20 protein-coding genes are annotated in these 23,760 nt (G+C 54.7%); 4 read left to right on the forward strand and 16 right to left on the reverse strand.

Annotation, left to right across the window (positions count from 1 at the left end):
• Nucleotide 1: 1 nt before the first annotated feature.
• The 16 genes from MUU51_RS12460 to leuO form a co-directional block, all read right to left on the reverse strand.
• The gene (locus MUU51_RS12460) at nt 2-922 is read right to left on the reverse strand and encodes a D-alanine--D-alanine ligase (RefSeq protein ID WP_258967853.1); all 921 of its coding nucleotides are present in this window, start codon (nt 920-922) and stop codon (nt 2-4) included.
• Nucleotides 915-2,390: a UDP-N-acetylmuramate--L-alanine ligase gene (gene murC, locus MUU51_RS12465; RefSeq protein ID WP_159771091.1), complete on the reverse strand. Its 1,476-nt coding sequence runs from the start codon at nt 2,388-2,390 to the stop codon at nt 915-917. Before murC ends, MUU51_RS12460 begins: the two co-directional genes overlap by 8 nt.
• Nucleotides 2,391-2,447: 57 nt before the next feature.
• Entirely contained in the window at nt 2,448-3,515 is a 1,068-nt protein-coding gene (gene murG, locus MUU51_RS12470; RefSeq protein ID WP_258967854.1) for an undecaprenyldiphospho-muramoylpentapeptide beta-N-acetylglucosaminyltransferase, read from the reverse strand.
• Nucleotides 3,512-4,756 (reverse strand): cell division protein FtsW, encoded by a 1,245-nt coding sequence (gene ftsW / locus MUU51_RS12475; protein WP_159771097.1) that lies wholly within the window; start codon nt 4,754-4,756, stop codon nt 3,512-3,514. Before ftsW ends, murG begins: the two co-directional genes overlap by 4 nt.
• The gene (gene murD, locus MUU51_RS12480) at nt 4,756-6,072 is read right to left on the reverse strand and encodes a UDP-N-acetylmuramoyl-L-alanine--D-glutamate ligase (RefSeq protein WP_159771630.1); all 1,317 of its coding nucleotides are present in this window, start codon (nt 6,070-6,072) and stop codon (nt 4,756-4,758) included. Before murD ends, ftsW begins: the two co-directional genes overlap by 1 nt.
• Before the next feature lie 2 nt (nt 6,073-6,074).
• Nucleotides 6,075-7,157 (reverse strand): phospho-N-acetylmuramoyl-pentapeptide-transferase, encoded by a 1,083-nt coding sequence (mraY, locus tag MUU51_RS12485; RefSeq protein ID WP_110510764.1) that lies wholly within the window; start codon nt 7,155-7,157, stop codon nt 6,075-6,077.
• The gene (murF, locus tag MUU51_RS12490; RefSeq protein WP_258967855.1) at nt 7,151-8,509 is read right to left on the reverse strand and encodes a UDP-N-acetylmuramoyl-tripeptide--D-alanyl-D-alanine ligase; all 1,359 of its coding nucleotides are present in this window, start codon (nt 8,507-8,509) and stop codon (nt 7,151-7,153) included. Before murF ends, mraY begins: the two co-directional genes overlap by 7 nt.
• Nucleotides 8,506-9,993 carry a UDP-N-acetylmuramoyl-L-alanyl-D-glutamate--2,6-diaminopimelate ligase gene (gene murE, locus MUU51_RS12495; protein WP_159771103.1) on the reverse strand — a complete coding sequence of 496 codons (1,488 nt, stop codon included), beginning with the start codon at nt 9,991-9,993 and terminating at the stop codon, nt 8,506-8,508. Before murE ends, murF begins: the two co-directional genes overlap by 4 nt.
• The gene (gene ftsI / locus MUU51_RS12500; protein WP_159771106.1) at nt 9,980-11,746 is read right to left on the reverse strand and encodes a peptidoglycan DD-transpeptidase PBP3; all 1,767 of its coding nucleotides are present in this window, start codon (nt 11,744-11,746) and stop codon (nt 9,980-9,982) included. The genes murE and ftsI overlap by 14 nt, the downstream gene beginning before the upstream one ends.
• 15 nt (nt 11,747-11,761) lie before the next feature.
• On the reverse strand, nt 11,762-12,127 hold the full coding sequence (gene ftsL, locus MUU51_RS12505; protein ID WP_110510760.1) for a cell division protein FtsL: 366 nt from the start codon (nt 12,125-12,127) through the stop codon (nt 11,762-11,764).
• On the reverse strand, nt 12,124-13,065 hold the full coding sequence (rsmH, locus tag MUU51_RS12510) for a 16S rRNA (cytosine(1402)-N(4))-methyltransferase RsmH (RefSeq protein ID WP_110510759.1): 942 nt from the start codon (nt 13,063-13,065) through the stop codon (nt 12,124-12,126). Before rsmH ends, ftsL begins: the two co-directional genes overlap by 4 nt.
• A 1-nt stretch (nt 13,066) precedes the next feature.
• Nucleotides 13,067-13,525: a division/cell wall cluster transcriptional repressor MraZ gene (gene mraZ / locus MUU51_RS12515; protein WP_110510758.1), complete on the reverse strand. Its 459-nt coding sequence runs from the start codon at nt 13,523-13,525 to the stop codon at nt 13,067-13,069.
• A 602-nt stretch (nt 13,526-14,127) separates the two neighbouring features.
• The gene (gene cra / locus MUU51_RS12520) at nt 14,128-15,132 is read right to left on the reverse strand and encodes a catabolite repressor/activator (protein WP_159771109.1); all 1,005 of its coding nucleotides are present in this window, start codon (nt 15,130-15,132) and stop codon (nt 14,128-14,130) included.
• Between the two features lie 180 nt (nt 15,133-15,312).
• Nucleotides 15,313-15,804: an acetolactate synthase small subunit gene (gene ilvN / locus MUU51_RS12525; RefSeq protein ID WP_097162857.1), complete on the reverse strand. Its 492-nt coding sequence runs from the start codon at nt 15,802-15,804 to the stop codon at nt 15,313-15,315.
• Nucleotides 15,805-15,806: 2 nt separating this feature from the next.
• Nucleotides 15,807-17,531 carry an acetolactate synthase 3 large subunit gene (gene ilvI, locus MUU51_RS12530; protein ID WP_258967856.1) on the reverse strand — a complete coding sequence of 575 codons (1,725 nt, stop codon included), beginning with the start codon at nt 17,529-17,531 and terminating at the stop codon, nt 15,807-15,809.
• A 398-nt stretch (nt 17,532-17,929) separates the two neighbouring features.
• A complete protein-coding gene (gene leuO, locus MUU51_RS12535; protein ID WP_200849679.1) occupies nt 17,930-18,880 on the reverse strand; it encodes a transcriptional regulator LeuO in 951 nt (316 codons plus the stop codon).
• Between the two features lie 630 nt (nt 18,881-19,510).
• On the opposite strand from leuO, the gene leuL reads away from it, so the two are divergent.
• From leuL to leuC, 4 genes are all read left to right on the forward strand, one after another.
• Nucleotides 19,511-19,597: a leu operon leader peptide gene (gene leuL, locus MUU51_RS22195; RefSeq protein WP_159771633.1), complete on the forward strand. Its 87-nt coding sequence runs from the start codon at nt 19,511-19,513 to the stop codon at nt 19,595-19,597.
• 93 nt (nt 19,598-19,690) lie between these two features.
• Nucleotides 19,691-21,262: a 2-isopropylmalate synthase gene (gene leuA / locus MUU51_RS12540; protein WP_159771118.1), complete on the forward strand. Its 1,572-nt coding sequence runs from the start codon at nt 19,691-19,693 to the stop codon at nt 21,260-21,262.
• On the forward strand, nt 21,262-22,353 hold the full coding sequence (leuB, locus tag MUU51_RS12545) for a 3-isopropylmalate dehydrogenase (protein ID WP_258967857.1): 1,092 nt from the start codon (nt 21,262-21,264) through the stop codon (nt 22,351-22,353). The genes leuA and leuB overlap by 1 nt, the downstream gene beginning before the upstream one ends.
• A 2-nt stretch (nt 22,354-22,355) precedes the next feature.
• Entirely contained in the window at nt 22,356-23,756 is a 1,401-nt protein-coding gene (leuC, locus tag MUU51_RS12550; protein WP_258967858.1) for a 3-isopropylmalate dehydratase large subunit, read from the forward strand.
• Nucleotides 23,757-23,760: the final 4 nt, after the last annotated feature.

Raw genomic sequence — 23,760 nt, forward strand, 5'->3', positions numbered from 1 at the left:
ATCAACCCGCCAGGTCCAAAATACGTACCACCAACTGCGAGAAGCTCATGCCGGCCTGACGTGCCGCCATCGGCACCAGACTGTGGCTGGTCATGCCTGGGGAGGTGTTAGCCTCCAACAGATAAAGCTGACCATCGCTGTCCTGCATTACATCAATGCGTCCCCAACCTGAACACCCGAGAATGTTCCAGGCTTTGAGCACCAGGGCCTGCATTTCTTGCTCACGCGCCGAATCTTCACAACCAGGGCAGAAATACTGCGTCTCGTCAGAGAGATACTTCGCCTCATAATCATAGAAGACTCCGGCCGGTTGGATGCGAACCGACGGTAAAATTTCTTCACCGAGTACTGCGACGGTAAATTCCGGCCCGCTTAACCATTTTTCGACGAGAACTTCTTCATCGTGCTGAAAAGCCAGCGTTAAGGCATCGTGAAGTGCACTACTTTCGTCCACTTTCGACATTCCGACGCTGGAACCTTCCCGGCTTGGCTTCACAATCAGCGGCAAACCGAGTGCGGCAATGCGGTGTTTTTCGTCCTGTGACAGGCCCTGAGCGAACTGAGTACGCGTCAATGCGACCCAGGGTGCCACCGGAAGACCTGCGCCCTGCCAGAGCAATTTACTGCGCAGTTTGTCCATTGAAAGTGCAGATGCCATCACGCCACTGCCGGTGTAAGACAGGCCTGTCAGCTCCAGTAGGCCCTGCAACGTACCATCTTCCCCACCGCGCCCGTGAAGTGCAATAAACGCTTTCTTAAAACCCAGGTTTTTCAGCTGAGTGATATCTGCATCACGCGGATCGACCGCGTGTGCATCAATGCCCGCTTCGCGCAGACCCGCCAGCACAGCCGCGCCGGAATTCAGTGAAACCTCACGCTCAGCGGAGGTTCCCCCGAGGAGGACAGCGATTCTATCAGCCATGGCGCTCTTCCTCCTGAGTTTGCGGCTTGAGTTTGATTTCAGCTAAGTTACGCGCGATTTTGCCGATATTTCCCGCGCCCTGTATCAAAATCAAGTCGTTACCGGTCAGAACCGGCGCCAGAATCTCAGCGACTTTCGCCGGGTCTGACACCAGAATAGGGTCCACTTTACCGCGACCACGAATGGTACGGCACAGAGAACGGCTATCCGCACCCGGAATCGGCGCTTCGCCCGCCGCGTAAACTTCCAGCATCAGCAACGCATCAACTTCCGTCAGTACGTTGGCAAAATCGTCATACAGATCGCGCGTACGCGTATAACGATGTGGCTGGAACACCATAACCAGATTTTTATCCGGCCAGCCCGCGCGAGCCGCTTTAATGGTTGCATCCACTTCCGTTGGGTGATGACCGTAGTCGTCCACCAGCATAGCGGTACCACTTTTACCGTTAACGCCTTCAAGCGGATACTCGCCAAGGAAATCGAAACGACGGCCTGTCCCCTGGAAGCTTTCCAGCGCGCGCAGAATGGCTTCGTCTTCGATGCCTTCTTCTGTGGCGACCGCCACCGCTGCAGCCGCATTCAGGGCGTTGTGACGACCCGGTGCGTTCAATGTTACGCGCAGCGGCGCGTTATCATGACGAATCAGAGTAAAGTGTCCCTGCGCGCCAATCTGTTTGTAATCTTCGACGCGCACGTCGGCATCGTCACTAAAACCATACGTTGTAATCTGACGACCAACGCGCGGCAGAAGCTCGCGAATAACCGGGTCATCAACGCACATCACCGCACGTCCATAAAACGGCAGGTTATGCAGGAAATTAATAAACGTCTGCTTTAAATTTTCGAAATCGCCCTGGTACGTGTCCATATGGTCGGCTTCGATATTGGTGACAATCGACACCATTGGCTGCAAATGCAGGAACGATGCATCGCTTTCATCCGCTTCCGCGATCAGGTAACGGCTGTGGCCCAGGCGCGCATGCACACCCGCAGCCTTAACCAGGCCACCGTTGACGAAAGTCGGATCCAGACCGGCTTCGGCGTAAATGCTCGACACCATCGCGGTGGTCGTGGTTTTACCGTGCGTCCCGGCAACGGCGATGCCGTGGCGAAAACGCATCAGTTCGGCCAGCATCTCTGCGCGACGAATAACTGGAATACGCGCTTCATGCGCCGCAACGATTTCCGGGTTATCCGCAGAAATTGCCGTTGAAACCACCACCACGCTCGCATCGCGCACGTTTTCAGGACGGTGATTGAAATAAATCGTGGCACCCAGCGCCGTCAGCTGCTGAGTCACTGGGTTCGGCGCGAGGTCCGAACCACTGATCTGATACCCTTCGTTAGCCAACACTTCGGCAATACCGCCCATGCCAGCACCGCCGATGCCAACAAAGTGAATGTGCCGGACGCGACGCATCTCGGGCACAATGGAACGCAGTTTCGCCAGTTGTTGTGTATTCATTCTCTAAACGCCATCGACTACTTAAAAATTCGTGCAGCGCAAAAGGCGCTGCGATGATTAAGCCTGAGCTGCCAGGCTGACTGCTTGCGCTACACGCTCGGTAGCATCCGGGATGGCGGCGGCACGTGCGCGCTCGGCCATCTCCAGCAATGTCTTTCTATCCCAGCCCGCAAGGGTGCTGGCAACGGCATCCGCGGTAAATTGCGGCTGCTCAAAAATCTTCGCGGCGCCTGCTTTTTCCAATGGCAGCGCATTCCAGTACTGCTGTCGGTCTTTATGCTGGAACGGTACAAAAATCGCGGGCAGCCCGGCGGCGGCAATTTCGCTTACCGTCAGCGCGCCGGAGCGGCAAACCACGACATCGGCCCAGGCGTACGCTTTGGCCATATCGTCAATAAATTCAGTGACCTTGTGCTGCGACTGACCGGCATCGGCGTACGCCTGCTCCACGGTCTGCTGCCCACCCTTGCCACTCTGATGCCAGATGGTGATGCTATCGCCCAACTTTTCGGCAACCTGCGGCATCGTCAGATTCAATACGCGAGCGCCCTGAGAGCCCCCAACGACCAGTACGCGAATTTCGCCGTCACGCCCGGCCAAACGCTGTTCAGGTAGCGGAAGCGCCAGCACGTCAGTGCGTACCGGGTTGCCGACCACTTCGGCGTTCGGGAATGCCCCCGGAAACGCCTGCATCACGGTTTTGGCAATTTTCGACAACCATTTGTTGGTCAGTCCGGCAATACCATTTTGCTCATGCAGTACCACGGGAATACCCAGCGACCACGCCGCCAGGCCACCCGGACCAGAGACATATCCGCCCATTCCCAGCACCACATCTGGCTGAAAACGCTGCATAATTGCGCGGGCCTGACGCCAGGCGTTGAAGATACGTATCGGCGCAAAAAGCATTGCCTTGAGACCTTTTCCACGCAAACCGGAGATCTCAATAAAATCAATGTCGATCCCGTGTTTCGGCACTAAGTCCGCTTCCATACGATCGGCGGTACCGAGCCAGCGAATCTGCCAGCCCTGATCCATCAGATGGTGCGCCACGGCCAGCCCAGGGAACACGTGTCCACCGGTACCACCCGCCATCACCATCAACCGCTTAGCCTGACCACTCATCGAACACCCCGTGTAAACGCCTGCGCTTTTTCCAGACGCGTTTCATAATCAATGCGTAACAAGAACATAATGGCCGTCGACATAATCAGCAGACTGGAACCACCGTAACTGATGAGCGGCAGCGTCAGACCTTTGGTTGGCAACATACCCGCTGCCGCACCGACGTTAACTAACGCCTGGAAGCTGAACCACACACCAATCGAACATGCCAGGAAACCTGAGAAACGCTGGTCCATCTCCAGCGCCTTGCGGCCAATGGACATGGCGCGGAAAGCGACGAAGAATACCATTAAAAGAGCAAGGACCACACCGATATAGCCCAGTTCTTCGCCGATGATAGCGAAGATGAAGTCGGTGTGCGCTTCCGGTAAATACTCGAGTTTCTGTACCGAGTTGCCGAGGCCCTGCCCCCACATCTCACCGCGGCCAAAGGCCATCAGGGATTGCGTCAGCTGGTAGCCGCTGCCAAACGGATCTTCCCATGGGTTCCAGAAGGACGTCACACGGCGAATACGATAGGGTTCAGCGAGGATCAGCAGGATTACCGCAGAGATCCCCATGCCGATGATGGCAATGAACTGCCACAGCTTGGCACCGGCGAGGAACAACATCGCCAGGGTCGTCACGAACAGCACCACCACAGTACCGAGGTCCGGCTGTGCCAGCAGTAAGATCGCCAGCACGAATATCACGCCCATCGGTTTTAAGAAGCCGCGCAGGTTGTTTCGCACCTCATCGCCTTTACGCACCAGGTAGTTAGCGATGTAGCAGAATAGCGACAGCTTGGTAAATTCCGCCGGCTGAATACGCAGCGGGCCAAAGGCAATCCAGCGCGATGCACCGTTAACCGAGCTGCCGACCACCAGTACAATCAACAGCATCGCGATCGCCGTTATCAGCATTGCGGTGCTGTGGCGCTGCCAGAATGCCATCGGCAAACGCAGCGTGACCAGGCCCAGACAGAACGCCAGAACGATGTACAAACCATCTCGTTTAGCGAACAGGAACGGATCGTTCGCCAGACGCTGGCCCACTGGCATTGACGCTGAGGTCACCATAATAAAACCGACGGCTGCCAGGCCCAGTGTCAGCCACAGCAGCATGCGATCGTACATGACCAGACTGTCGGTATCCTGCTGCCGGGAGCCCATCACCCAACCTTTTAATGCCGCAAACAGCCATACCAGGATTCCGGATCCCGGCATATGGGGCATTCTCAGGCGTGGGAAAGATAAACGCATTAACCAAGCTCCTTCGCCAGGCGGGTAAATACATCTCCGCGCTGCTCAAAATTCTTAAACTGATCAAGGCTGGCACAGGCCGGAGAGAGCAGGACCATGTCGCCGTGTTTCAGTTGCGGAGCAATCAGACGTATTGCTTCTTCCATTGTTTCGGTACGAACGGCAGTGTCAGGACGCAGTTCCGCCAGCGCATCACCATCGCGACCAAAGCACCACAGACGCACGTTGTCGCCTTTCAGCCAGGTCTTCAGCGGGGAGAAATCGGCCGATTTACCGTCGCCACCCAGCAGCAGATGCAGCGTGCCATCAACATGTAAGCCGTTTAGCGCAGCTTCGGTGCTGCCAACGTTGGTCGCTTTCGAATCGTTAATCCAGCGCACGCCGTTATGCTCCAGCGCTAACTGGAAACGGTGCGCCAGACCGGTAAACGTGGTCAGCGCTTTCAGGCTGCTGGCACGCGGTAGGCCAGCGGCATCCGCCAGCGCCAGCGCCGCCAGGGCGTTACTGTAGTTGTGCTGACCCGTCAGTTTCATTTCGCGCACGTTCAGGACTTTCTCGCCTTTTACGCGCAGCCAGGTTTCGCCCTGCTGGCGGTTGAGGTGATAGTCACCCATATTGACGCCAAAACTGACGCAGCGCGCATCGGCGCCGCGGACCGGCATGGTCAGCGCATCATCAGCGTTCACCACACAGGTTTTTGCATTTTCATAGACCCGCAGTTTGGCGGCACGATACTGCTGCAGACCAAACGGATATCTGTCCATATGATCTTCGGTAACGTTGAGGATCGTCGCGGCCACGGCTTCCAGGCTGGAGGTCGTTTCCAGTTGGAAGCTGGAAAGCTCAAGCACGTACAGTTCGCGCGAGACGTCCAGCAGCATTAACGCAGGCAGGCCGATGTTGCCGCCCACGCCGACGTTCACACCCGCGGCTTTCGCCATTTCACCCACCAACGTGGTGACGGTGCTTTTACCGTTCGAACCCGTAATGGCAATAACCGGTGCCTGCGCTTCACGGCAGAACAGTTCGATGTCACCCACGATTTCGACACCCGCATCTGCAGCCGCGCTCAACGATGGATGAGCCAGGGCCATACCAGGACTGGCAACAATCAAATCCGCCGCAAGCAGCCAATCATCATTCAGGCCACCGACAAAACGCTCGACGTCTTCTGGCAACTTATCCAGACCAGGAGGCGTTACGCGGGTATCCATCACACGTGGGGTCACGCCCTGCGCGAGGAAGAAATCGACACAAGAAAGCCCGGTCATTCCCAGGCCGATGATGACAACGTTTTTATCCTGGTAATCAGTCATCATTAACGCACCTTCAGCGTGGCCAGGCCAATCAGGACCAGCATCAGCGAGATAATCCAGAAGCGCACGATCACGCGCGGTTCCGGCCAGCCTTTCAGCTCATAGTGGTGATGAATTGGCGCCATACGGAAGATGCGCTGACCGCGCAGCTTAAAGGAGCCGACCTGCAAAATGACCGACAGGGTTTCAACCACAAACACGCCGCCCATGATCAACAGCAGGAACTCCTGACGCAGCAGCACGGCGATAATGCCGAGCGCGCCGCCCAGCGCCAGAGAGCCCACGTCGCCCATGAAGACTTGAGCCGGATAGGTGTTGAACCATAAGAAACCTAAACCGGCCCCGACGATCGCCGTACAGACGATCACCAGCTCACCGGCATGGCGTAAATATGGAATGTGCAGGTAGTTGGCAAAGTTCATGTTACCGGTAGCCCATGCCACCAGTGCGAAGCCCGCCGCCACGAAGACCGTTGGCATAATCGCCAGGCCGTCGAGGCCATCCGTCAGGTTTACCGCATTGCCGGTGCCGACAATCACGAAGTAGGCCAGCACGATGTAGAAGATGCCGAGTTGCGGCATGACGTCTTTAAAGAACGGCACAACCAGCTCGGTGGCTGGCGTATCTTTTCCGACCATGTAAAGCGCGAAGGCCACGCCCAGCGCAATCACCGACATCCAGAAGTATTTCCAGCGGGCAATCAGGCCTTTGGTGTCTTTACGCACCACTTTGCGGTAGTCATCGACGAAGCCGATGATGCCGTAACCCACCAGCACCACTAGCACGCACCAGACATACGGGTTAGATGGGTAAGCCCACAGCAGAACAGACACCACAATGGCGGTCAGGATCATGATCCCGCCCATGGTCGGCGTGCCGCGTTTACTGAAATGCGACTCCGGGCCGTCGTTACGTACGACCTGGCCAAACGCTAATTTTTGCAGACGGGCAATCATACGCGGGCCCATCCACAGGGAGATGAACAGCGCGGTCAGCAGGCTGACGATGGCACGAAACGTCAGATAGGAAAAGACGTTAAAGCCTGAGTAATATTTGACCAAATGTTCGGCCAGCCAAACTAACATGTTCCGTTCTCCTGTAGAGCGCGAACCACCTCTTCCATGGCAGCGCTACGTGAACCTTTCACTAAAATGGTAATAATCTGATGCTCTTCGATAAGCGTTTTCAGACGTGAAATCGCTGCTGGCTTGTCGGCAAAATACTCGCCAACGCCGCTGGCATCGCTAATCGTTTTACTGAGGGTGCCGACGCTGATGACGCAGTCGATGCCCGCCGCTTTCGCCGCTTCACCCACCTGGTTATGGCAGGCTTCGCTTTCCTCGCCGAGCTCTGCCATGTCGCCAACGACCATCACGCGGAAGCCGGGCATTTCAGATAACACCTGCGCCGCCGCGGTCATTGAACCCACGTTGGCATTGTAGGAGTCATCGAGCAGAAGCTGGTTTTCGGCCAGTTCAATCGGGAACAGACGGCCCGGCACGGCTTTCAGCGTGGCGAGACCCGCTTTCACTGCCGCTAAATCCGCACCAACCGCCATCGTCAGCGCCGCTGCGGCCAGCGCATTGGCGATGTTGTGACGGCCAGGCAGCGGCAGCGGCACGTCGACGTTGCCGACCGGAGTCTGCAACGTGAATTCGGTGCCGTGGCTGGTGACGTGAATGTTGTTGGCCGTGAAATCACTGTTCGCTGCATTCGGCGAGAAGCGCCACACTTTGCGGGAGCCAATCACGCTCTGCCAGTTCAGCCAGTCGTTATTATCGGCGTTCATAATCGCGATGCCGTTCAGCGGCAGGCCGCTGTAGATTTCACCTTTCGCTTTGGCAACACCCGCCAGAGAGCCGAAGCCTTCCAGATGCGCGGCAGCCAGGTTATTCACCAATGCAGCTTCCGGACGCGTCAGGTCGACGGTCCAGGCAATTTCGCCCTGATGGTTCGCGCCTAATTCAATCACCGCAAATTCGTGTTCTTTGGTCAGACGCAGCAGCGTCATGGGCACGCCGATGTCATTATTCAGATTGCCTGCGGTGTAAAGCGTGTTGCCACACTGGCTGAGAATAGATGCCGCCATCTCTTTCACCGAAGTTTTACCGGAAGAACCGGTTAATGCGACAACGCGCGTTGGCACCTGCTGACGCACCCAGGCTGCCAGCTCGCCAAAAGCCAGTCGGGTGTCTTTCACCACCACCTGCGGTAAATGACAGTCCAGTTTACGGCTCACCAGCAGTGCGCCTGCGCCAGCGGCTTCGGCCTGTTCGGCAAAATCGTGGGCGTCGAAACGCTCACCTTTGAGGGCCACAAACAGGCAGCCCGCCGTGATTTTGCGAGTATCCGTGGTCACGGCATCAATCGTGGTGTCCTGGCCCAACAGCTCGCCGTTAAGGATCTCAGCAATTTGGCTCAGTGGAAGGCTAATCATACGACGACTCCCAGCAGACGCGCCGCGGTGACGCGGTCGGAATAGTCGAGACGGCGATTGCCAACGATTTGGTAGTCTTCGTGACCTTTACCGGCCAGCAGAACGACATCATTCTCTTTCGCCTGCATGATGGTGGCAGTCACGGCTTCCGCGCGGCCTTCCATCACTTTCGCCCGGCCTGCGTCGAGCATTCCGGTGAGAATATCGTTGATGATGGCGCGCGGCTCTTCAGTTCGGGGGTTGTCGTCCGTCACCACGGCGATATCCGCGAACTGTTCAGCAATGGCACCCATCAGTGGACGCTTGCCTTTGTCGCGATCGCCGCCGCAGCCAAATACGCACCACAGCGTACCGGTGCAGTGCAGTCGTGCGGCTTCGAGCGCTTTTTCCAGAGCATCCGGCGTATGGGCATAATCCACCACTACGGTCGGTTTTCCTGGTGCGCTGAACACTTCCATACGGCCGCAAACCGGCTGCAAACGCGCCGCAGATTTCAGCAGGTCAGCCAGCGGGTAATCCAGCGCCAGCAGCGTCGCCAGGGCCAGCAGCAGATTGCTGACGTTAAACGCCCCCATCAGGCGGCTTTCGATTTCGCCTTCGCCCCAGCTGGAGTCGAAGTGAATGGTCGCCCCGCTGTCGTGATAGTTCACCGCAGTGGCTTTCAGCCAGCGGCCATGACAGTTCGGATTAATGTGGTCTTCCATCGACACCGCGACGGCGTCCGGCAGTTTTTCCAGCCAGCGACGGCCCACTTCGTCATCGGCGTTAATAATCGCCTGGCCGAAATGGTGCGTGGAATAGAGCATCCACTTCGCCGCTTCGTAGTGTTCCATGTCGCCGTGGTAATCAAGGTGATCGCGGCTGAGATTGGTAAACACCGAAGCGACAAATTTCAGCGCCGATACGCGATGCTGAACCAGGCCGTGAGATGACACTTCCATCGCCGCAAACGAGGCGCCCTGCCCTGCCAGGCCAGATAGCACATGCTGTACGTCGACCGCAGAACCGGTGGTATTTTCGGTTGGAATGACTTTATCCAGCAGGCCATTGCCCACCGTGCCCATCACGGCGCTGGTTTCACCGAGCAGCTGCGCCCATTGCGCCAGAAGCTGGGTAGTGGTGGTTTTGCCGTTAGTCCCGGTCACGCCGACCAGGCTCAGTTGTTCTGAAGGCTGGTTGTAGAAACGTCCCGCCAGGGCGGACAAACGTTCGTTGAGCTGGCTGAGATAGATGACCGGCACGCCGTGCATTTCGCGGATTTCGCCATCCGCAGCGTCATCTTTTGCTTCAGCAATAATGGCAGCTACACCTTGCGCTATCGCCTGCGGGATATATCGACGCCCGTCCGCCTGATGACCTAAAACAGCCACGAAAAGATCGCCCGACGCCGCTACACGGCTGTCGAGTGTCATCTCTCGCAGTGTCCGCTCCGGTGCATTCGGCACCCACGGAGCAAGAAGGTCGCGCAAATTACGATCTGCCACCTGTTCCCTCGCCTTGATTCGTCACAAATTCACTTTTTTCGCCCGTTGCCAGCGCATCCGGTTCAATGTTCATGGTGCGCAGAACGCCGCCCATGATGGCACCGAACACCGGCGCGGAAACGGCGCCGCCGTAGTATTTCCCTGCCTGCGGATCGTTGATGACCACCACCAGCGCGAAACGCGGCTGGCTGGCTGGCGCAACGCCCGCGGTATAAGCAATGTATTTGTTGATGTACTTACCGTCTGGACCCACTTTCTTCGCCGTACCGGTTTTAATCGCGATGCGGTAGCCTTTGATGGCCGCCTTCACGCCGCCGCCGCCAGGCAGCGCCACGCTTTCCATCATGTGAACCACGGTACGAACGATAGGCTCCGGGAAGATACGCTCACCGGGAACCGGGGGATCAACTTTGGTTATCGACAGCGGGCGATAGACCCCGTAGCTGCCAATCGTTGCGTAGACCCGCGCTAACTGTAACGGCGTTACCATTAGCCCGTAGCCGAAAGAGAAGGTGGCCCTCTCTATGTCAGACCACCGTTGTTTTTGAGGATATAAGCCACTGCGTTCTCCGACCAACCCCAAATTGGTCGCTTTTCCCAGTCCAAAACGTGAGTAAGTATCTACTAACGCTGAGGACGGCATCGCTAACGCCAGCTTGGAGACACCGACGTTACTCGACTTCTGTAGTACCCCGGTCAGGGTTAATTCGCTGTATCGCGCCACGTCTTTGATTTCGTGGCCGTTAATTCGGTATGGAATGGTGTTCAGGACCGTGTTTTCATTGACGATACCGCGTTGCAGCGCGGTCATCACCACCATCGGTTTGACGGTCGAACCGGGTTCGAAGACGTCAGTAATGGTGCGGTTACGCATAATGTCTTTCTGCGTACCGGACAGATTATTCGGGTTGTAGGAGGGGCTGTTGGCCATCGCCAGCACTTCACCCGTGGTGACATCCACCAGCACCGCGCTACCGGATTCCGCTTTGTTAAACGCCACGGCGTTATTCAGTTCGCGATAAACCAGAGCCTGCAGCCGTTCGTCAATGCTCAACGCCAGGTTGTGTGCGGCCTGACTGTCTGTCGAGGAGATATCTTCAATCACGCGACCGTAACGGTCTTTACGCACGATACGCTCACCCGACTGGCCAGTCAGCCATTTATCAAAGCTCTTTTCAACGCCTTCGATCCCCTGGCTATCAACGTTAGTAAAACCGATGAGGTGAGCGGTTACTTCTCCGGATGGATAGTAACGACGAGATTCTTCACGTAAATGAATCCCTGGCAGCTTAAGCTTTTTGATGTAGTCGGCCATGTCAGGGTTGACCTGACGCGCCAGATAGATAAAGCGCATCCGCGGATTGGTATTGATACGTGCAGCCAGCTGGTCGAGCGGCATGTTCAGCGCGTCGGCTAATGCTTTCCAGCGGTTATCGATGCTGACGCCACCTGCATCATGCAATTCTTTCGGATCGGCCCAGATAGCCTTCACCGGCACACTCACCGCCAGTGGGCGGCCAGAGCGGTCGGTTATCATGCCGCGCGAGGTAGTGACTTCCTGCACGCGCAGGGAGCGCATATCGCCCTGACGCACCAGCATGTCAGGGTTGATTATCTGCAACCATGCTACACGACCCAGCAGAAACGCCATCGCCAGCAAAATACAGCCGCAAAGCAACGCAAAACGCCAACTGATAAAGTTGGCCTGTGCTTCCTGACGTTTTGATTTAAGCGTCTTTGCCGCTGCTTTCATGCGTCGTGATAATCCTTATTTTTGTACAACGATATTTTCCTGGGAAGGATCGACATGCTGCATTTGCAGCTTCTCCGTGGCGATCCGCTCAACCCGGCTATGGTCGCCGAGTGCATTCTCTTCAAGGATCAGGTTACGCCACTCAATATCCAGAGCATCGCGTTCCAGAACCAGCTGTTCACGTTGTGCGGTCAGCAAACGGGTATGGTGCGCCGTCGTGACCACCGTTATTGCCGACAAAATAATGCAAATGAACAGGCAGAGTGGCAGCTTCCCAAACCGCAAAAGGTCGTCGCCGATCACGCCAGGCAAGGCATGGCGTTCGTTGCTTCCTAACGACCCTTTCACTTTGCTTAGGGCTTCTGACACTCTGCTGATCATGCGTTCGTCCTCTCTGCAATACGCAGTACTGAACTACGAGCGCGTGGATTCTCTGCCACTTCTTGTTCGCCCGGCATCAACTTGCCTAGTGCTCGCAGATAACGGCCACCCAGCTTCCTGAGTTGCTCTTCGGTCATCGGTAACCCTGCCGGAACCTGCGGACCGCGGCTTTGCTCACGCATAAAGCGTTTCACAATGCGGTCTTCCAGCGAGTGGAAACTGATGATGGAGAGCCGCCCACCCGGGGCAAGCACGCTGAGCGAGCTTTTTAGCGCCTGCTCTATCTCCTCAAGTTCACTGTTCACCCAGATGCGCACCGCCTGGAAAGTACGGGTCGCAGGATGTTTGAATTTGTCTTTCACCGGCATCGCCGCAGCAATGACTTCCGCCAGTTCTTTGGTGCGGGTCATTGGCTCAATGCGATTACGCTCAACGATGGCGCGGGCAATACGTTTGCCAAAGCGCTCTTCACCAAAGGTTTTGATAACCCAGGCGATATCCGCTTCTTCCGCGTTCAGCAGCCACTCGGCTGCTGACTGGCCGCGCGAGGGATCCATCCGCATATCCAGCGGGCCGTCACGCATAAAGGAGAAGCCGCGTTCAGCGTCGTCAAGCTGTGGTGAAGAGACACCAAGATCGAGCAGAATGCCGTCGATCTTGCCTGTAAGGCCGCGCTCGCTAACGTAATCAGCAAGCGCGGAAAAAGGTCCATGCACAATGGAAAAGCGGGAGTCATCGATGGCGTTCGCCACAGCGATAGCTTCTGGATCCCTGTCGATAGCCAACAACTGCCCTTCCGCTCCCAGTTGCGAAAGGATCAGGCGTGAGTGACCACCACGACCAAAAGTGCCGTCAATGTAGATACCGTCAGGACGAATGTTCAGACCGTTTACAGCCTCGTCCAGCAGTACCGTTGTATGTTTAAAATTTTCCATCATTTTATAAGGACAAATCCTGCAACCGCTCCGACAATTCTCCAGAGGCGGACTGCTCAGCGTCGATATCTTCCTTGACCCGTTGATACCAGGTCGTTTCATCCCACAGTTCAAACTTGTTGAACTGTCCGACCAGCATCACTTCTTTGGTCAGTCCGGCGTGTTGCCGTAAAACCGGCGCAATCAGCAAACGACCGGCGTTGTCCATTTGACATTCGCTGGCATGCCCCAGCAACAGACGCTGTACGCGGCGTTCTGCGGGGTTCATGCTCGACAGTCGCGACAATTTTTGCTCGATGATTTCCCATTCGGGCAGCGGGTAAAGCAGCAGGCATGGGTGATGGATGTCAATGGTGCAAACCAATTGACCAGCAGCGTTCTCAAGCAGCAAATCCCGGTATCGGGTTGGGACGGCTAAACGCCCCTTGCTGTCGAGATTGACTAACGTAGCTCCACGGAACATGCCAGCCTCACCCCTTTTCTCCACTTTCGCCCACAAATCCCCACCTCAAGGAGTTTACGGAGCGGAGGAAAAGCTTGTCAAGCCAGCACTGATGCCATATGAGTCCGAAAACTCAATAATAAGCACCAATATTCGCCTTGATTAATTTCTGTCCAGCGAACGAGGCAAAATAACGTCATGAATAGTGGCGAGAAAAAAACCAACAGGTTCGTAACGATTTTGAACAACTCAATTTCACAAAGGTGAAAATATAAAGTGTCAGTTTGCGACGTGCGCGGCATTTTAGGACATTCTCCTCCGCGTTAATAGCCCTTGCTGGAACTGTTTCTACCAGCCCAGAGCCCTTAAAGCGTGAGGAAATGTGAGCGCGTGAATGAAGTGACTGTTAATTCTGCAAAAGGCGGCAAGAATGTAACAAAACAATACAAAAGAAAACGTTCTTTACTTTTCATTAACCTAAATTAATACCGCCAGGCTTCGTTAAAAAGAAAGATAATAGTGATTGGCTGAATCTTAAGGAATTGTCTGAATAAGTATTTTCATCTTTTTCTGGAAGGAAATTAGGAAAGGCAATTCGATTCACTTGCCTTTCCCATTATCGCTTAACGGCGGCTCAGACTTCCGCGACGATACAGATTACGGCGAATACGGCTGAGGCCTGGCTTTGGCTTACGAGGCTCATCCAGGCTTGCCAGCACGATTTCAAGCACGCGTTCGGCAACATCACGATGACGCTGCGCCACGGCCAGAACAGGGCACTGGAGGAAGTCGAGAAGCTCATGATCGCCAAAGGTGGCGATAGCCAGTTCCGATGGCAGCTTCCCTTCTCGACGAAGCGTAACGTCCATCACACCCTGAAGCAGCGCAAAAGAGGTCGTAAATAGCGCCTGCGGCATCGGATGGGTTTCCAGCCATTTTTCAAACAGCTGAGCGGCGGCTTCACGCTCATAGCTGTTCGCATAAAGGAAATTCACTTCTCGCGGGTCATCTTTCCATGCGCTACGGAACCCCTGCTCACGCAGGAAGCTGACGGAAAGCTCCGGCAGCGCGCCAAGATACAGCACCGTGTCCGCCGGGAATTTACGCAGCTCAGCGCCCAGCGCTTCGGCGTCTTCCTGATCGGCACCGACGACGCTGGTGAAATGCTCGCGATCGAGCGCACGATCAAGGGCAACAATCGGGAAGGGATCGTTAGCCCAGCGCTGATAAAACGGATGCTCAGGTGGCAATGATGTCGACACGATGATCGCATCCACCTGACGCTGGAGCAGATGCTCAATGCAGCGCATTTCGTTGTCAGGCTGATCCTCAGAGCAGGCGATCAGCAGCTGATAGCCACGCTGGCGCGCCTGGCGCTCGAGGTAATTCGCAATGCGGGTATAACTGGTGTTTTCGAGATCGGGGATAACCAGGCCAATGGAACGGGTACGGCCCGCGCGCAGACCGGCGGCGACGGCGTTGGGATGATAGTTATGCTCGCGCACAACGGCCATGACCTTGTCGACAGTTTTATCGCTGACGCGATACTGTTTCGCTTTTCCATTGATCACATAGCTCGCCGTGGTGCGTGACACGCCGGCAAGCCTGGCGATTTCATCCAGTTTCACAATTGCCCCTTGCTTAAAATGTACAATCCATAACCATTGTTAAATCATGGAATAAATTCCATAACATCTAAGCGCAGAATGCGCACAGCGGCAACCGCTTTTGTTGACACTTACCGCTGATTTCGCAAAAAAAAGCCCGACATCAAAGGTCGGGCTACGGTTTTCAGATGAAACGCAGGCTTATCGCATTATCTTGTCGCCGCGAGACAGGCCCACAACGCCTGAACGCGCCACTTCGACAATGCGCGCCACATCACGTAGCGAGGCAAGGAAAGCGTCGAGCTTATCGCTGGTACCCGCCAGTTGAACGGTGTAGATAGACGGCGTGACGTCGATGATTTGCCCGCGGAAGATCTCGGTATTACGCTTAACTTCTTCGCGCCCGTAACCGCTGGCCTGCACTTTCACCAACATAATTTCACGTTCGACGTGCGCGCCCTGGCCGAGTTCACTGACGCGCAGCACGTCCACCAGCTTGTGCAGTTGCTTTTCGATTTGCTCGATGACCTTCTCGTCACCGACGGTCTGAATCGTCATGCGGGAGAGCGTCGGATCGTCGGTCGGCGCCACGGTCAGGCTTTCAATGTTGTAGCCACGCTGGGAGAACAGCCCAATCACGCGCGATAAAGCACCCGATTCATTCTCCAGTAAGACTGATAATATCCGGCGCATAATCAGGTTCTCTCCGTTTTGCTCAACCACATTTCATCCATACCGCCGCCGCGGATGTGCATTGGATAGACATGCTCAGTGCCGTCAACGATGACATCCACAAATACCAGGCGATTGTTCCGCACCTGCTCCAGCGCTTCGCTCAGGCGAGCTTCCAGATCAGCAGGTTCACTGACGCGGATCCCCACGTGACCATAGGCTTCCGCCAGACGGACAAAGTCGGGTAACGAAGACATATAGGACTGCGAATGGCGTCCGGAGTAGATCATGTCCTGCCATTGTTTCACCATTCCGAGATAGCCGTTGTTGAGGTTCAGCACCAGCACGGGCAGCTCGTATTGCAATGCGGTCGACAGTTCCTGGATGTTCATCTGGATACTGCCATCGCCGGTCACGCAGATAACCGTTTCTGCCGGAAGCGCCATTTTAACGCCCAACGCAGCAGGCAGGCCAAAGCCCATCGTGCCGAGGCCACCAGAGTTTATCCAGTGACGCGGTTTATCGAACGGGTAATAGAGGGCCGCAAACATCTGATGCTGACCCACGTCAGAGGTCACATAAGCTTCGCCCTTCGTCAGACGCCAGATCGTTTCAATCACCGCCTGAGGCTTAATGTGCTCGCTCTGGGTGTCGTACTTCAGGCACTGACGCGCACGCCACTGATCGATTTGCTGCCACCAGTCGCGGATATCATCCAGCGGCTGCGTGGTGGACTCTTGATCCAGCAGATCCAGCATTTGTTCCAGTACCTGGCGCGCATCACCCACAATGGGCACATCGGCGGAAACGGTTTTGGAAATCGACGTCGGATCGATATCGATATGCAACACCGTGGCGTTCGGGCAGTACTTCGCCAGATTGTTGGTGGTGCGATCGTCAAAGCGCACCCCGACGGCAAAAATTACGTCGGAGTTGTGCATGGTCATGTTGGCCTCATAGGTGCCGTGCATGCCGAGCATGCCGAGCGCCTGGCGATGCGTCGCCGGAAATGCGCCTAATCCCATCAGCGACGACGCGACGGGCAGATTCAGTTTTTCAATCAGCGTACGCAGCACAGCTTCACTGGACGAAGTAATCGCCCCGCCACCGACATACACCACCGGTTTTTTGGCGGCGATAAGCGTCTGTAACGCGCGCTTAATTTGGCCCTTGTGTCCGGTCGTGGTTGGATTATACGAACGCATGCTAACTTCATCCGGCCAGCTGTACGGCAGTTTGTTGGCCGGGCTCAAGATATCTTTCGGCAAATCAACCACTACCGGGCCAGGACGTCCACTAGCCGCCAGCCAGAAAGCCTTCTTCAACACGCCAGGTATATCTTCGGTTTGCTTCACCAGGAAGCTGTGTTTTACCACTGGGCGAGACACGCCCACCATGTCGCATTCCTGGAACGCATCATAGCCAATCAGCGAGGTCGCCACCTGCCCCGAGAGGATAACCAAGGGAATCGAGTCCATATAGGCGGTCGCAATCCCGGTGATCGCATTGGTCGCACCAGGACCGGACGTCACCAACACCACGCCCACTTCACCTGTCGCGCGCGCCAGACCATCTGCCATATGCACTGCGGCCTGCTCATGGCGAACCAGAATATGATCGATTCCCCCCACAGTATGCAATGCATCATAAATATCGAGGACCGCGCCTCCCGGGTAACCGAACACCTGCTTTACGCCCTGATCGATTAATGATCGAACGACCATCTCGGCGCCAGACAACATCTCCATGGTTTGCCTCCAGGCTTAGTTAATGACGGCAGAACTCATTTCCGCATCGTCATACAACAGGGTTATATCGCGCCCCGTTGATTTTAGAATGACAGCATTTCCTTAACATAACCGCTCCCTATCAGGCAGGCAATCAGCCACCTGACCCGTAGAACGGGGCCATACAGAAGAAAAGGAGGATGGATTTTCGCTAAATGGTGAAATACTTCAGGAATAAGGAAAGATAATGGGAAAAATTCGAAGGAATAGCTCTGTAGCAGATAATCATGCATTTTTAACCCGACTACAGGCCATCAAAAAAATGATGTTAGTGGAATATACCGCTATTAATGACATTAACAGAATAAACCAGATGCTTTCGCACCTGGCTTATGGGTAAGATTATTCGTGCGCGGAGATTAACGGCGACAAACTGATACCAGCAGCTCTTCCATCCACTGATGACCTTTGTCGCGGCCCGCAGCTTCATGCCAGGAAAGGAAACAGGTACGGCTATTTAATTTCATGGGCAGCGGCAGAATTTGAATATTCAATTTCTTCGTAAAATCTTCCGCTAACCAACGTGGCGCAATAGCCACGAGCTCTGTCTGTGAGATGACATTAAGCACGCTGGTTAATGCCATTCCTTGATAAGCGATACAGGCCTGTTTTTCTACCGTATCGTACCAGGGCTGACTGAATGATGCGTAACGCTCCAGGGAAACGACTGCATGTTCTTCGTGATATATATCACTTTCTTTCAGTGGACCCAGCAGACGCGGATGGCCCGTACTCGCTACTAACACCATTTCATCGCGAAATAATGGCACACAGGCGAACTCAGGCCGGCGGAATTCATCATAGCCAATAACAAACTCGAGTTCCTGGTAGCGTAACTGATGTTCAGTATTTTGATTTAAGCAAGACTTAAATACTAAATGCGTATTGGGTGCGACCTTATTCACATTATTAAGAATTAATGAGGTCAACGCATTATCCAGTGGGCTGCACACACAGAGATTAAACACACGCTCACTGCTAATCGGTTCGAACCCTGAGCCTGGCAACTCGTTTTGCACCAACTGCAATGCTTGTCGAACAGAACCGAACAGCTGAGAGGCCCTGGCGGTAGGTTGGATGCCACGGCCATAGCGCACAAACAACTCATCGTTAAACATGACTTTCAGACGCGAGACCGCATTACTGACAGCGGGCTGTGACATGCCCAAAAGATGGGCGGCACGTGTAATATTTTGTTCCTGCATGACCGCATCAAAAACGGTCAATAAATTGAGATCGACCGAACGGAGCTGGACGCGCGCATGCTCCTGACCAGAACCTGTAGGCGGGATTTCTTTTTCAACGATCATACTTGACTCCACTGTCACACTTAACGTCCTTTTCATAGGTGAAGTAATAAATACTGAAAATATGATTTAACATGCATATAAATTCAGAAAAAGAGATACGGACAAATTTAGGAATTTATAAAGTCACGCCAGTAAGATATGGATTAAACCCGGCTGAACTGCGTTCAATTAACCATCAAACAATAAGTGGCGCTTTGTAGACAAATTTTAATCATAAACAGGGGGAATAGACAACAGCACTTTGAGACAAGACTACTTAAGCAAATTTAAACTTGTGGTTTAAAACAACCTGGATCACATAACAAATCTTCATCAATAAACTGTGAAAATTCTTAAATCCAGAAAACATCGGTCGTTAATCGCCCGAATATCATCAGTTTACAGGAATGAATGGGATGCCAAAAAGCATTTCCAGATGAAAATAAACATTTTCATATGATTCATTGCATTAAACCCGCGAAACAACATAACGATAATCTTCGATAAAAAAGAGAAGCACCAGCACAATTAGCTAAAGAACTTTCTCATTCTCCGACCACTTATCCCCTCTTTCGCCTCAGAAAAGGTTGACATCAATCTGCGTATCCAGTACCACTAAAAGCATAACGCATTCATCTGGAGCATGACGCAATGATCCGCACCTCTCGTTTCACCGGTCTACTACTACTAAACGCAATCACTCTGCGCGGTAGACTGGTGGGCGACGTTTTGCGTTAAGTCATCTCCCAGTAAGACTAAAAACCCGCGCCTTAGCGCGGGTTTTTTTATGCTCGTAACAAGGCGACCCAAGACTGACAAGGACCTAAAAACATGAGCCAACAAGTCGTTATCTTCGATACCACCTTACGTGACGGTGAACAGGCGTTACAGGCAAGCCTGAGCGTAAAAGAGAAACTGCAGATCGCTCTGGCCCTTGAGCGCATGGGTGTAGACGTAATGGAAGTCGGTTTCCCTGTGTCTTCCCCGGGCGACTTCGAATCCGTACAGACCATCGCGCGCAACATCAAAAACAGCCGTGTGTGTGGTTTAGCGCGCTGTGTCGAGAAAGACATTGATGTGGCGGCTGAGTCCCTGAAAGTCGCGGAAGCGTTCCGAATTCATACTTTTATTGCCACCTCACCGATGCACATCGCCACCAAACTGCGCAGCACGCTGGATGAAGTCATCGAGCGCTCCATTTACATGATTAAACGCGCTCGCAACTACACCGACGACGTTGAGTTCTCATGTGAAGATGCAGGCCGTACACCGATTGACGATTTGTCCCGCGTCGTAGAAGCCGCGATTAACGCCGGGGCGCGCACCATCAACATCCCGGACACCGTTGGCTACACCATGCCGTTCGAGTTCGCCAACATCATTACCGGCCTGTACGAGCGTGTGCCGAACATTGATAAAGCCATTATCTCCGTCCACACCCATGACGATCTGGGCCTGGCTGTCGGCAACGCCATCGCTGCGGTTCACGCCGGTGCGCGCCAGGTTGAAGGGGCCATGAACGGAATCGGCGAACGCGCAGGTAACTGCTCGCTGGAAGAAGTCATCATGGCTATCAAGGTCCGCAAAGACATCATGAATGTGCAGACCCGAATCAATCATAACGAAATCTGGCGCACCAGCCAGACTGTCAGCCAGATTTGCAACATGCCTATTCCGGCGAACAAAGCGATTGTCGGCACCGGCGCTTTCGCCCACTCCTCCGGTATCCACCAGGACGGCGTGCTGAAGAATCGCGAAAATTACGAAATCATGACCCCGGAATCCATCGGTCTGAATCAGGTGCAGCTGAACCTGACCTCACGCTCTGGCCGCGCGGCAGTGAAACACCGCATGGACGAAATGGGCTACAAAGAGTCCGATTACAGCCTGGACAATTTGTACGACGCATTCCTGAAACTGGCCGACAAAAAAGGGCAGGTTTTCGATTACGACCTGGAAGCCCTGGCCTTCATTAATAAGCAGCAGGAAGAACCTGAGCATTTCCGCCTGGACTATTTCAGCGTGCAGTCTGGTTCCAACGACATCGCTACCGCCTCGGTTAAACTGGCCTGCGGAGATGAAGTGAAAGCCGAAGCCGCGAACGGCAACGGCCCGGTCGATGCGGTTTATCAGGCCATAAATCGCCTCACCCAGTTTGACATCGAACTGGTCAAATACGGTCTGACTGCCAAAGGTCACGGCAAAGATGCGCTGGGTCAGGTGGATATCGTTGCTAACTATAACGGCCGCCGTTTCCACGGTGTCGGCCTGGCAACGGATATCGTTGAATCCTCCGCAAAAGCCATGGTTCACGTGCTGAACAGCATCTGGCGCGCCAATGAAGTCGAAAAAGAGTTGCAGCGCAAAGCGCAGAATAACGAGAACAAAAAGGAAACCGTGTAATGTCGAAGAATTACCATATTGCAGTTTTGCAGGGTGACGGTATTGGCCCGGAAGTGATGGCGCAAGCCCTGAAAGTACTGGAAGCCGTTCGTCAGCGTTTTGAAATGCGCATCACCACCAGCCACTATGATGTCGGTGGTATCGCCATCGACAAGCACGGCAAACCGCTGCCACAGGCCACCGTTGAAGGCTGCGAGCAGGCTGATGCCATTCTGTTCGGTTCCGTCGGTGGTCCGAAATGGGAACACCTGCCACCGGCAGAGCAGCCAGAGCGCGGCGCGCTGCTGCCACTGCGTAAGCACTTTAAGCTGTTCTCTAACCTGCGCCCGGCCAAGCTGTATCAGGGCCTGGAAGAATTTTGCCCGCTGCGTGCAGACATCGCCGCTAACGGCTTCGACATTTTGTGCGTGCGTGAACTGACCGGCGGTATCTATTTCGGTCAGCCAAAAGGTCGCGAAGGCAGCGGCCAGCATGAGAAAGCATTCGACACCGAGGTTTATCACCGCTTTGAGATTGAACGTATCGCTCGCATCGCGTTTGAATCAGCCCGCAAGCGTCGTCACAAAGTGACCTCGATTGATAAAGCGAACGTGCTGCAGTCTTCTATTTTATGGCGCGAAATCGTTAACGAAATAGCCAAAGAGTATCCGGATGTTGAGCTGGCGCACATGTACATCGACAACGCCACCATGCAGCTGATTAAGGACCCGTCTCAGTTCGACGTCCTGCTGTGCTCCAACCTGTTCGGCGACATTCTTTCTGACGAGTGCGCGATGATCACCGGTTCGATGGGCATGTTGCCGTCTGCCAGCCTCAACGAACAAGGTTTTGGTCTGTATGAACCTGCAGGCGGTTCCGCACCGGATATCGCAGGTAAAAACATCGCGAATCCGATTGCGCAAATCCTGTCCCTGGCGCTGCTGTTGCGCTACAGCCTGGATGCAAACGATGCGGCTACCGCTATCGAAAGCGCTATCAACCACGCGTTAGAGCAAGGTGTGCGTACCGGCGATTTAGCGCGCGGCAACGCGGCCGTCAGTACCGAAGAAATGGGCGATATCATTGCCCGCTATGTAGCTGAAGGGGTGTAATCATGGCGAAGACGTTATATGAAAAATTGTTTGATGCGCACATTGTGCACGAAGCGCCAAACGAAACCCCGCTGCTGTACATCGACCGTCATCTGGTCCACGAAGTGACGTCCCCGCAGGCGTTTGACGGCCTGCGCGCACACCATCGTCCAGTGCGTCAGCCGGGTAAAACCTTCGCGACCATGGATCACAATGTGTCGACCCAGACCAAAGACATCAACGCGTCCGGCGAAATGGCCCGCATCCAGATGCAGGAGCTTATCAAAAACTGTAGTGAGTTCGGCGTTGAGCTGTACGACCTGAACCACCCGTATCAGGGCATCGTTCATGTGATGGGGCCGGAACAGGGTATCACCCTGCCGGGCATGACCATCGTTTGTGGCGATTCCCACACCGCGACCCACGGCGCATTTGGCGCACTGGCATTCGGGATCGGCACCTCAGAAGTTGAACATGTGCTGGCGACGCAGACCCTGAAACAGGGCCGCGCGAAAACCATGAAAATCGAAGTCAAAGGCAAAGCTGCACCGGGCATCACCGCCAAAGACATCGTGCTGGCGATTATCGGTAAAACAGGAAGCGCAGGCGGTACTGGTCACGTGGTGGAATTCTGCGGCGATGCCATTCAGGCGTTGACCATGGAAGGCCGCATGACCCTGTGCAACATGGCCATCGAAATGGGTGCCAAAGCGGGCCTGGTTGCGCCGGATGACACCACCTTCAATTACGTGAAGGGCCGTCTGCACGCACCGAAAGAGCAACATTTTGAAGACGCTGTCGCGTACTGGAAAACCCTGAACACCGACGAAGGCGCAGCTTTCGACACCGTCGTCATCCTGCAAGCAGAGGAAATTGCACCGCAGGTGACCTGGGGAACCAACCCAGGCCAGGTGATTTCCGTTAACGACAACGTGCCCGATCCCGCATCGTTCGCCGATCCGGTTGAGCGTGCCAGCGCCGAAAAAGCACTGGCGTATATGGGCCTGAAACCAGGCGTGCCGCTGACCGACGTCGCTATCGACAAAGTCTTTATCGGCTCCTGCACCAACTCCCGTATCGAAGATTTGCGCGCAGCGGCAGAAATTGCCAAAGGCCGTAAAGTCGCTCCAGGCGTACAGGCTCTGGTTGTTCCTGGCTCTGGCCCTGTGAAAGCACAGGCAGAAGCCGAAGGTCTGGATAAGATTTTCATTGAAGCCGGTTTTGAATGGCGTTTGCCGGGCTGCTCCATGTGCCTGGCGATGAACAACGACCGCCTGGAGCCAGGTGAGCGCTGCGCATCGACCAGCAACCGCAACTTCGAAGGCCGTCAGGGCCGCGGTGGACGCACGCATCTGGTTAGCCCGGCAATGGCCGCAGCGGCTGCCGTTACCGGCCATTTCGCCGACATTCGTAGCATGAAATAAGGAC

Source organism: Scandinavium manionii (assembly GCF_024764775.1).
Lineage (GTDB): Bacteria > Pseudomonadota > Gammaproteobacteria > Enterobacterales > Enterobacteriaceae > Scandinavium > Scandinavium manionii.

What these genes read in the sequence shown, in the direction of transcription:
- murF (WP_258967855.1), bottom strand. Translation starts at nt 8,509, where the DNA reads ATGATTAGCCTTCCACTGAGCCAAATTGCTGAGATCCTTAACGGCGAG.
- murD (WP_159771630.1), bottom strand. Translation starts at nt 6,072, where the DNA reads ATGACTGATTACCAGGATAAAAACGTTGTCATCATCGGCCTGGGAATG.
- leuL (WP_159771633.1), top strand. Translation starts at nt 19,511, where the DNA reads ATGATCCGCACCTCTCGTTTCACCGGTCTACTACTACTAAACGCAATC.
- leuC (WP_258967858.1), top strand. Translation starts at nt 22,356, where the DNA reads ATGGCGAAGACGTTATATGAAAAATTGTTTGATGCGCACATTGTGCAC.
- ilvN (WP_097162857.1), bottom strand. Translation starts at nt 15,804, where the DNA reads ATGCGCCGGATATTATCAGTCTTACTGGAGAATGAATCGGGTGCTTTA.
- leuB (WP_258967857.1), top strand. Translation starts at nt 21,262, where the DNA reads ATGTCGAAGAATTACCATATTGCAGTTTTGCAGGGTGACGGTATTGGC.
- mraY (WP_110510764.1), bottom strand. Translation starts at nt 7,157, where the DNA reads ATGTTAGTTTGGCTGGCCGAACATTTGGTCAAATATTACTCAGGCTTT.
- murC (WP_159771091.1), bottom strand. Translation starts at nt 2,390, where the DNA reads ATGAATACACAACAACTGGCGAAACTGCGTTCCATTGTGCCCGAGATG.
- ftsI (WP_159771106.1), bottom strand. Translation starts at nt 11,746, where the DNA reads ATGAAAGCAGCGGCAAAGACGCTTAAATCAAAACGTCAGGAAGCACAG.
- leuA (WP_159771118.1), top strand. Translation starts at nt 19,691, where the DNA reads ATGAGCCAACAAGTCGTTATCTTCGATACCACCTTACGTGACGGTGAA.
- murG (WP_258967854.1), bottom strand. Translation starts at nt 3,515, where the DNA reads ATGAGTGGTCAGGCTAAGCGGTTGATGGTGATGGCGGGTGGTACCGGT.
- leuO (WP_200849679.1), bottom strand. Translation starts at nt 18,880, where the DNA reads ATGATCGTTGAAAAAGAAATCCCGCCTACAGGTTCTGGTCAGGAGCAT.
- ilvI (WP_258967856.1), bottom strand. Translation starts at nt 17,531, where the DNA reads ATGGAGATGTTGTCTGGCGCCGAGATGGTCGTTCGATCATTAATCGAT.
- ftsW (WP_159771097.1), bottom strand. Translation starts at nt 4,756, where the DNA reads ATGCGTTTATCTTTCCCACGCCTGAGAATGCCCCATATGCCGGGATCC.
- rsmH (WP_110510759.1), bottom strand. Translation starts at nt 13,065, where the DNA reads ATGATGGAAAATTTTAAACATACAACGGTACTGCTGGACGAGGCTGTA.
- ftsL (WP_110510760.1), bottom strand. Translation starts at nt 12,127, where the DNA reads ATGATCAGCAGAGTGTCAGAAGCCCTAAGCAAAGTGAAAGGGTCGTTA.
- MUU51_RS12460 (WP_258967853.1), bottom strand. Translation starts at nt 922, where the DNA reads ATGGCTGATAGAATCGCTGTCCTCCTCGGGGGAACCTCCGCTGAGCGT.
- mraZ (WP_110510758.1), bottom strand. Translation starts at nt 13,525, where the DNA reads ATGTTCCGTGGAGCTACGTTAGTCAATCTCGACAGCAAGGGGCGTTTA.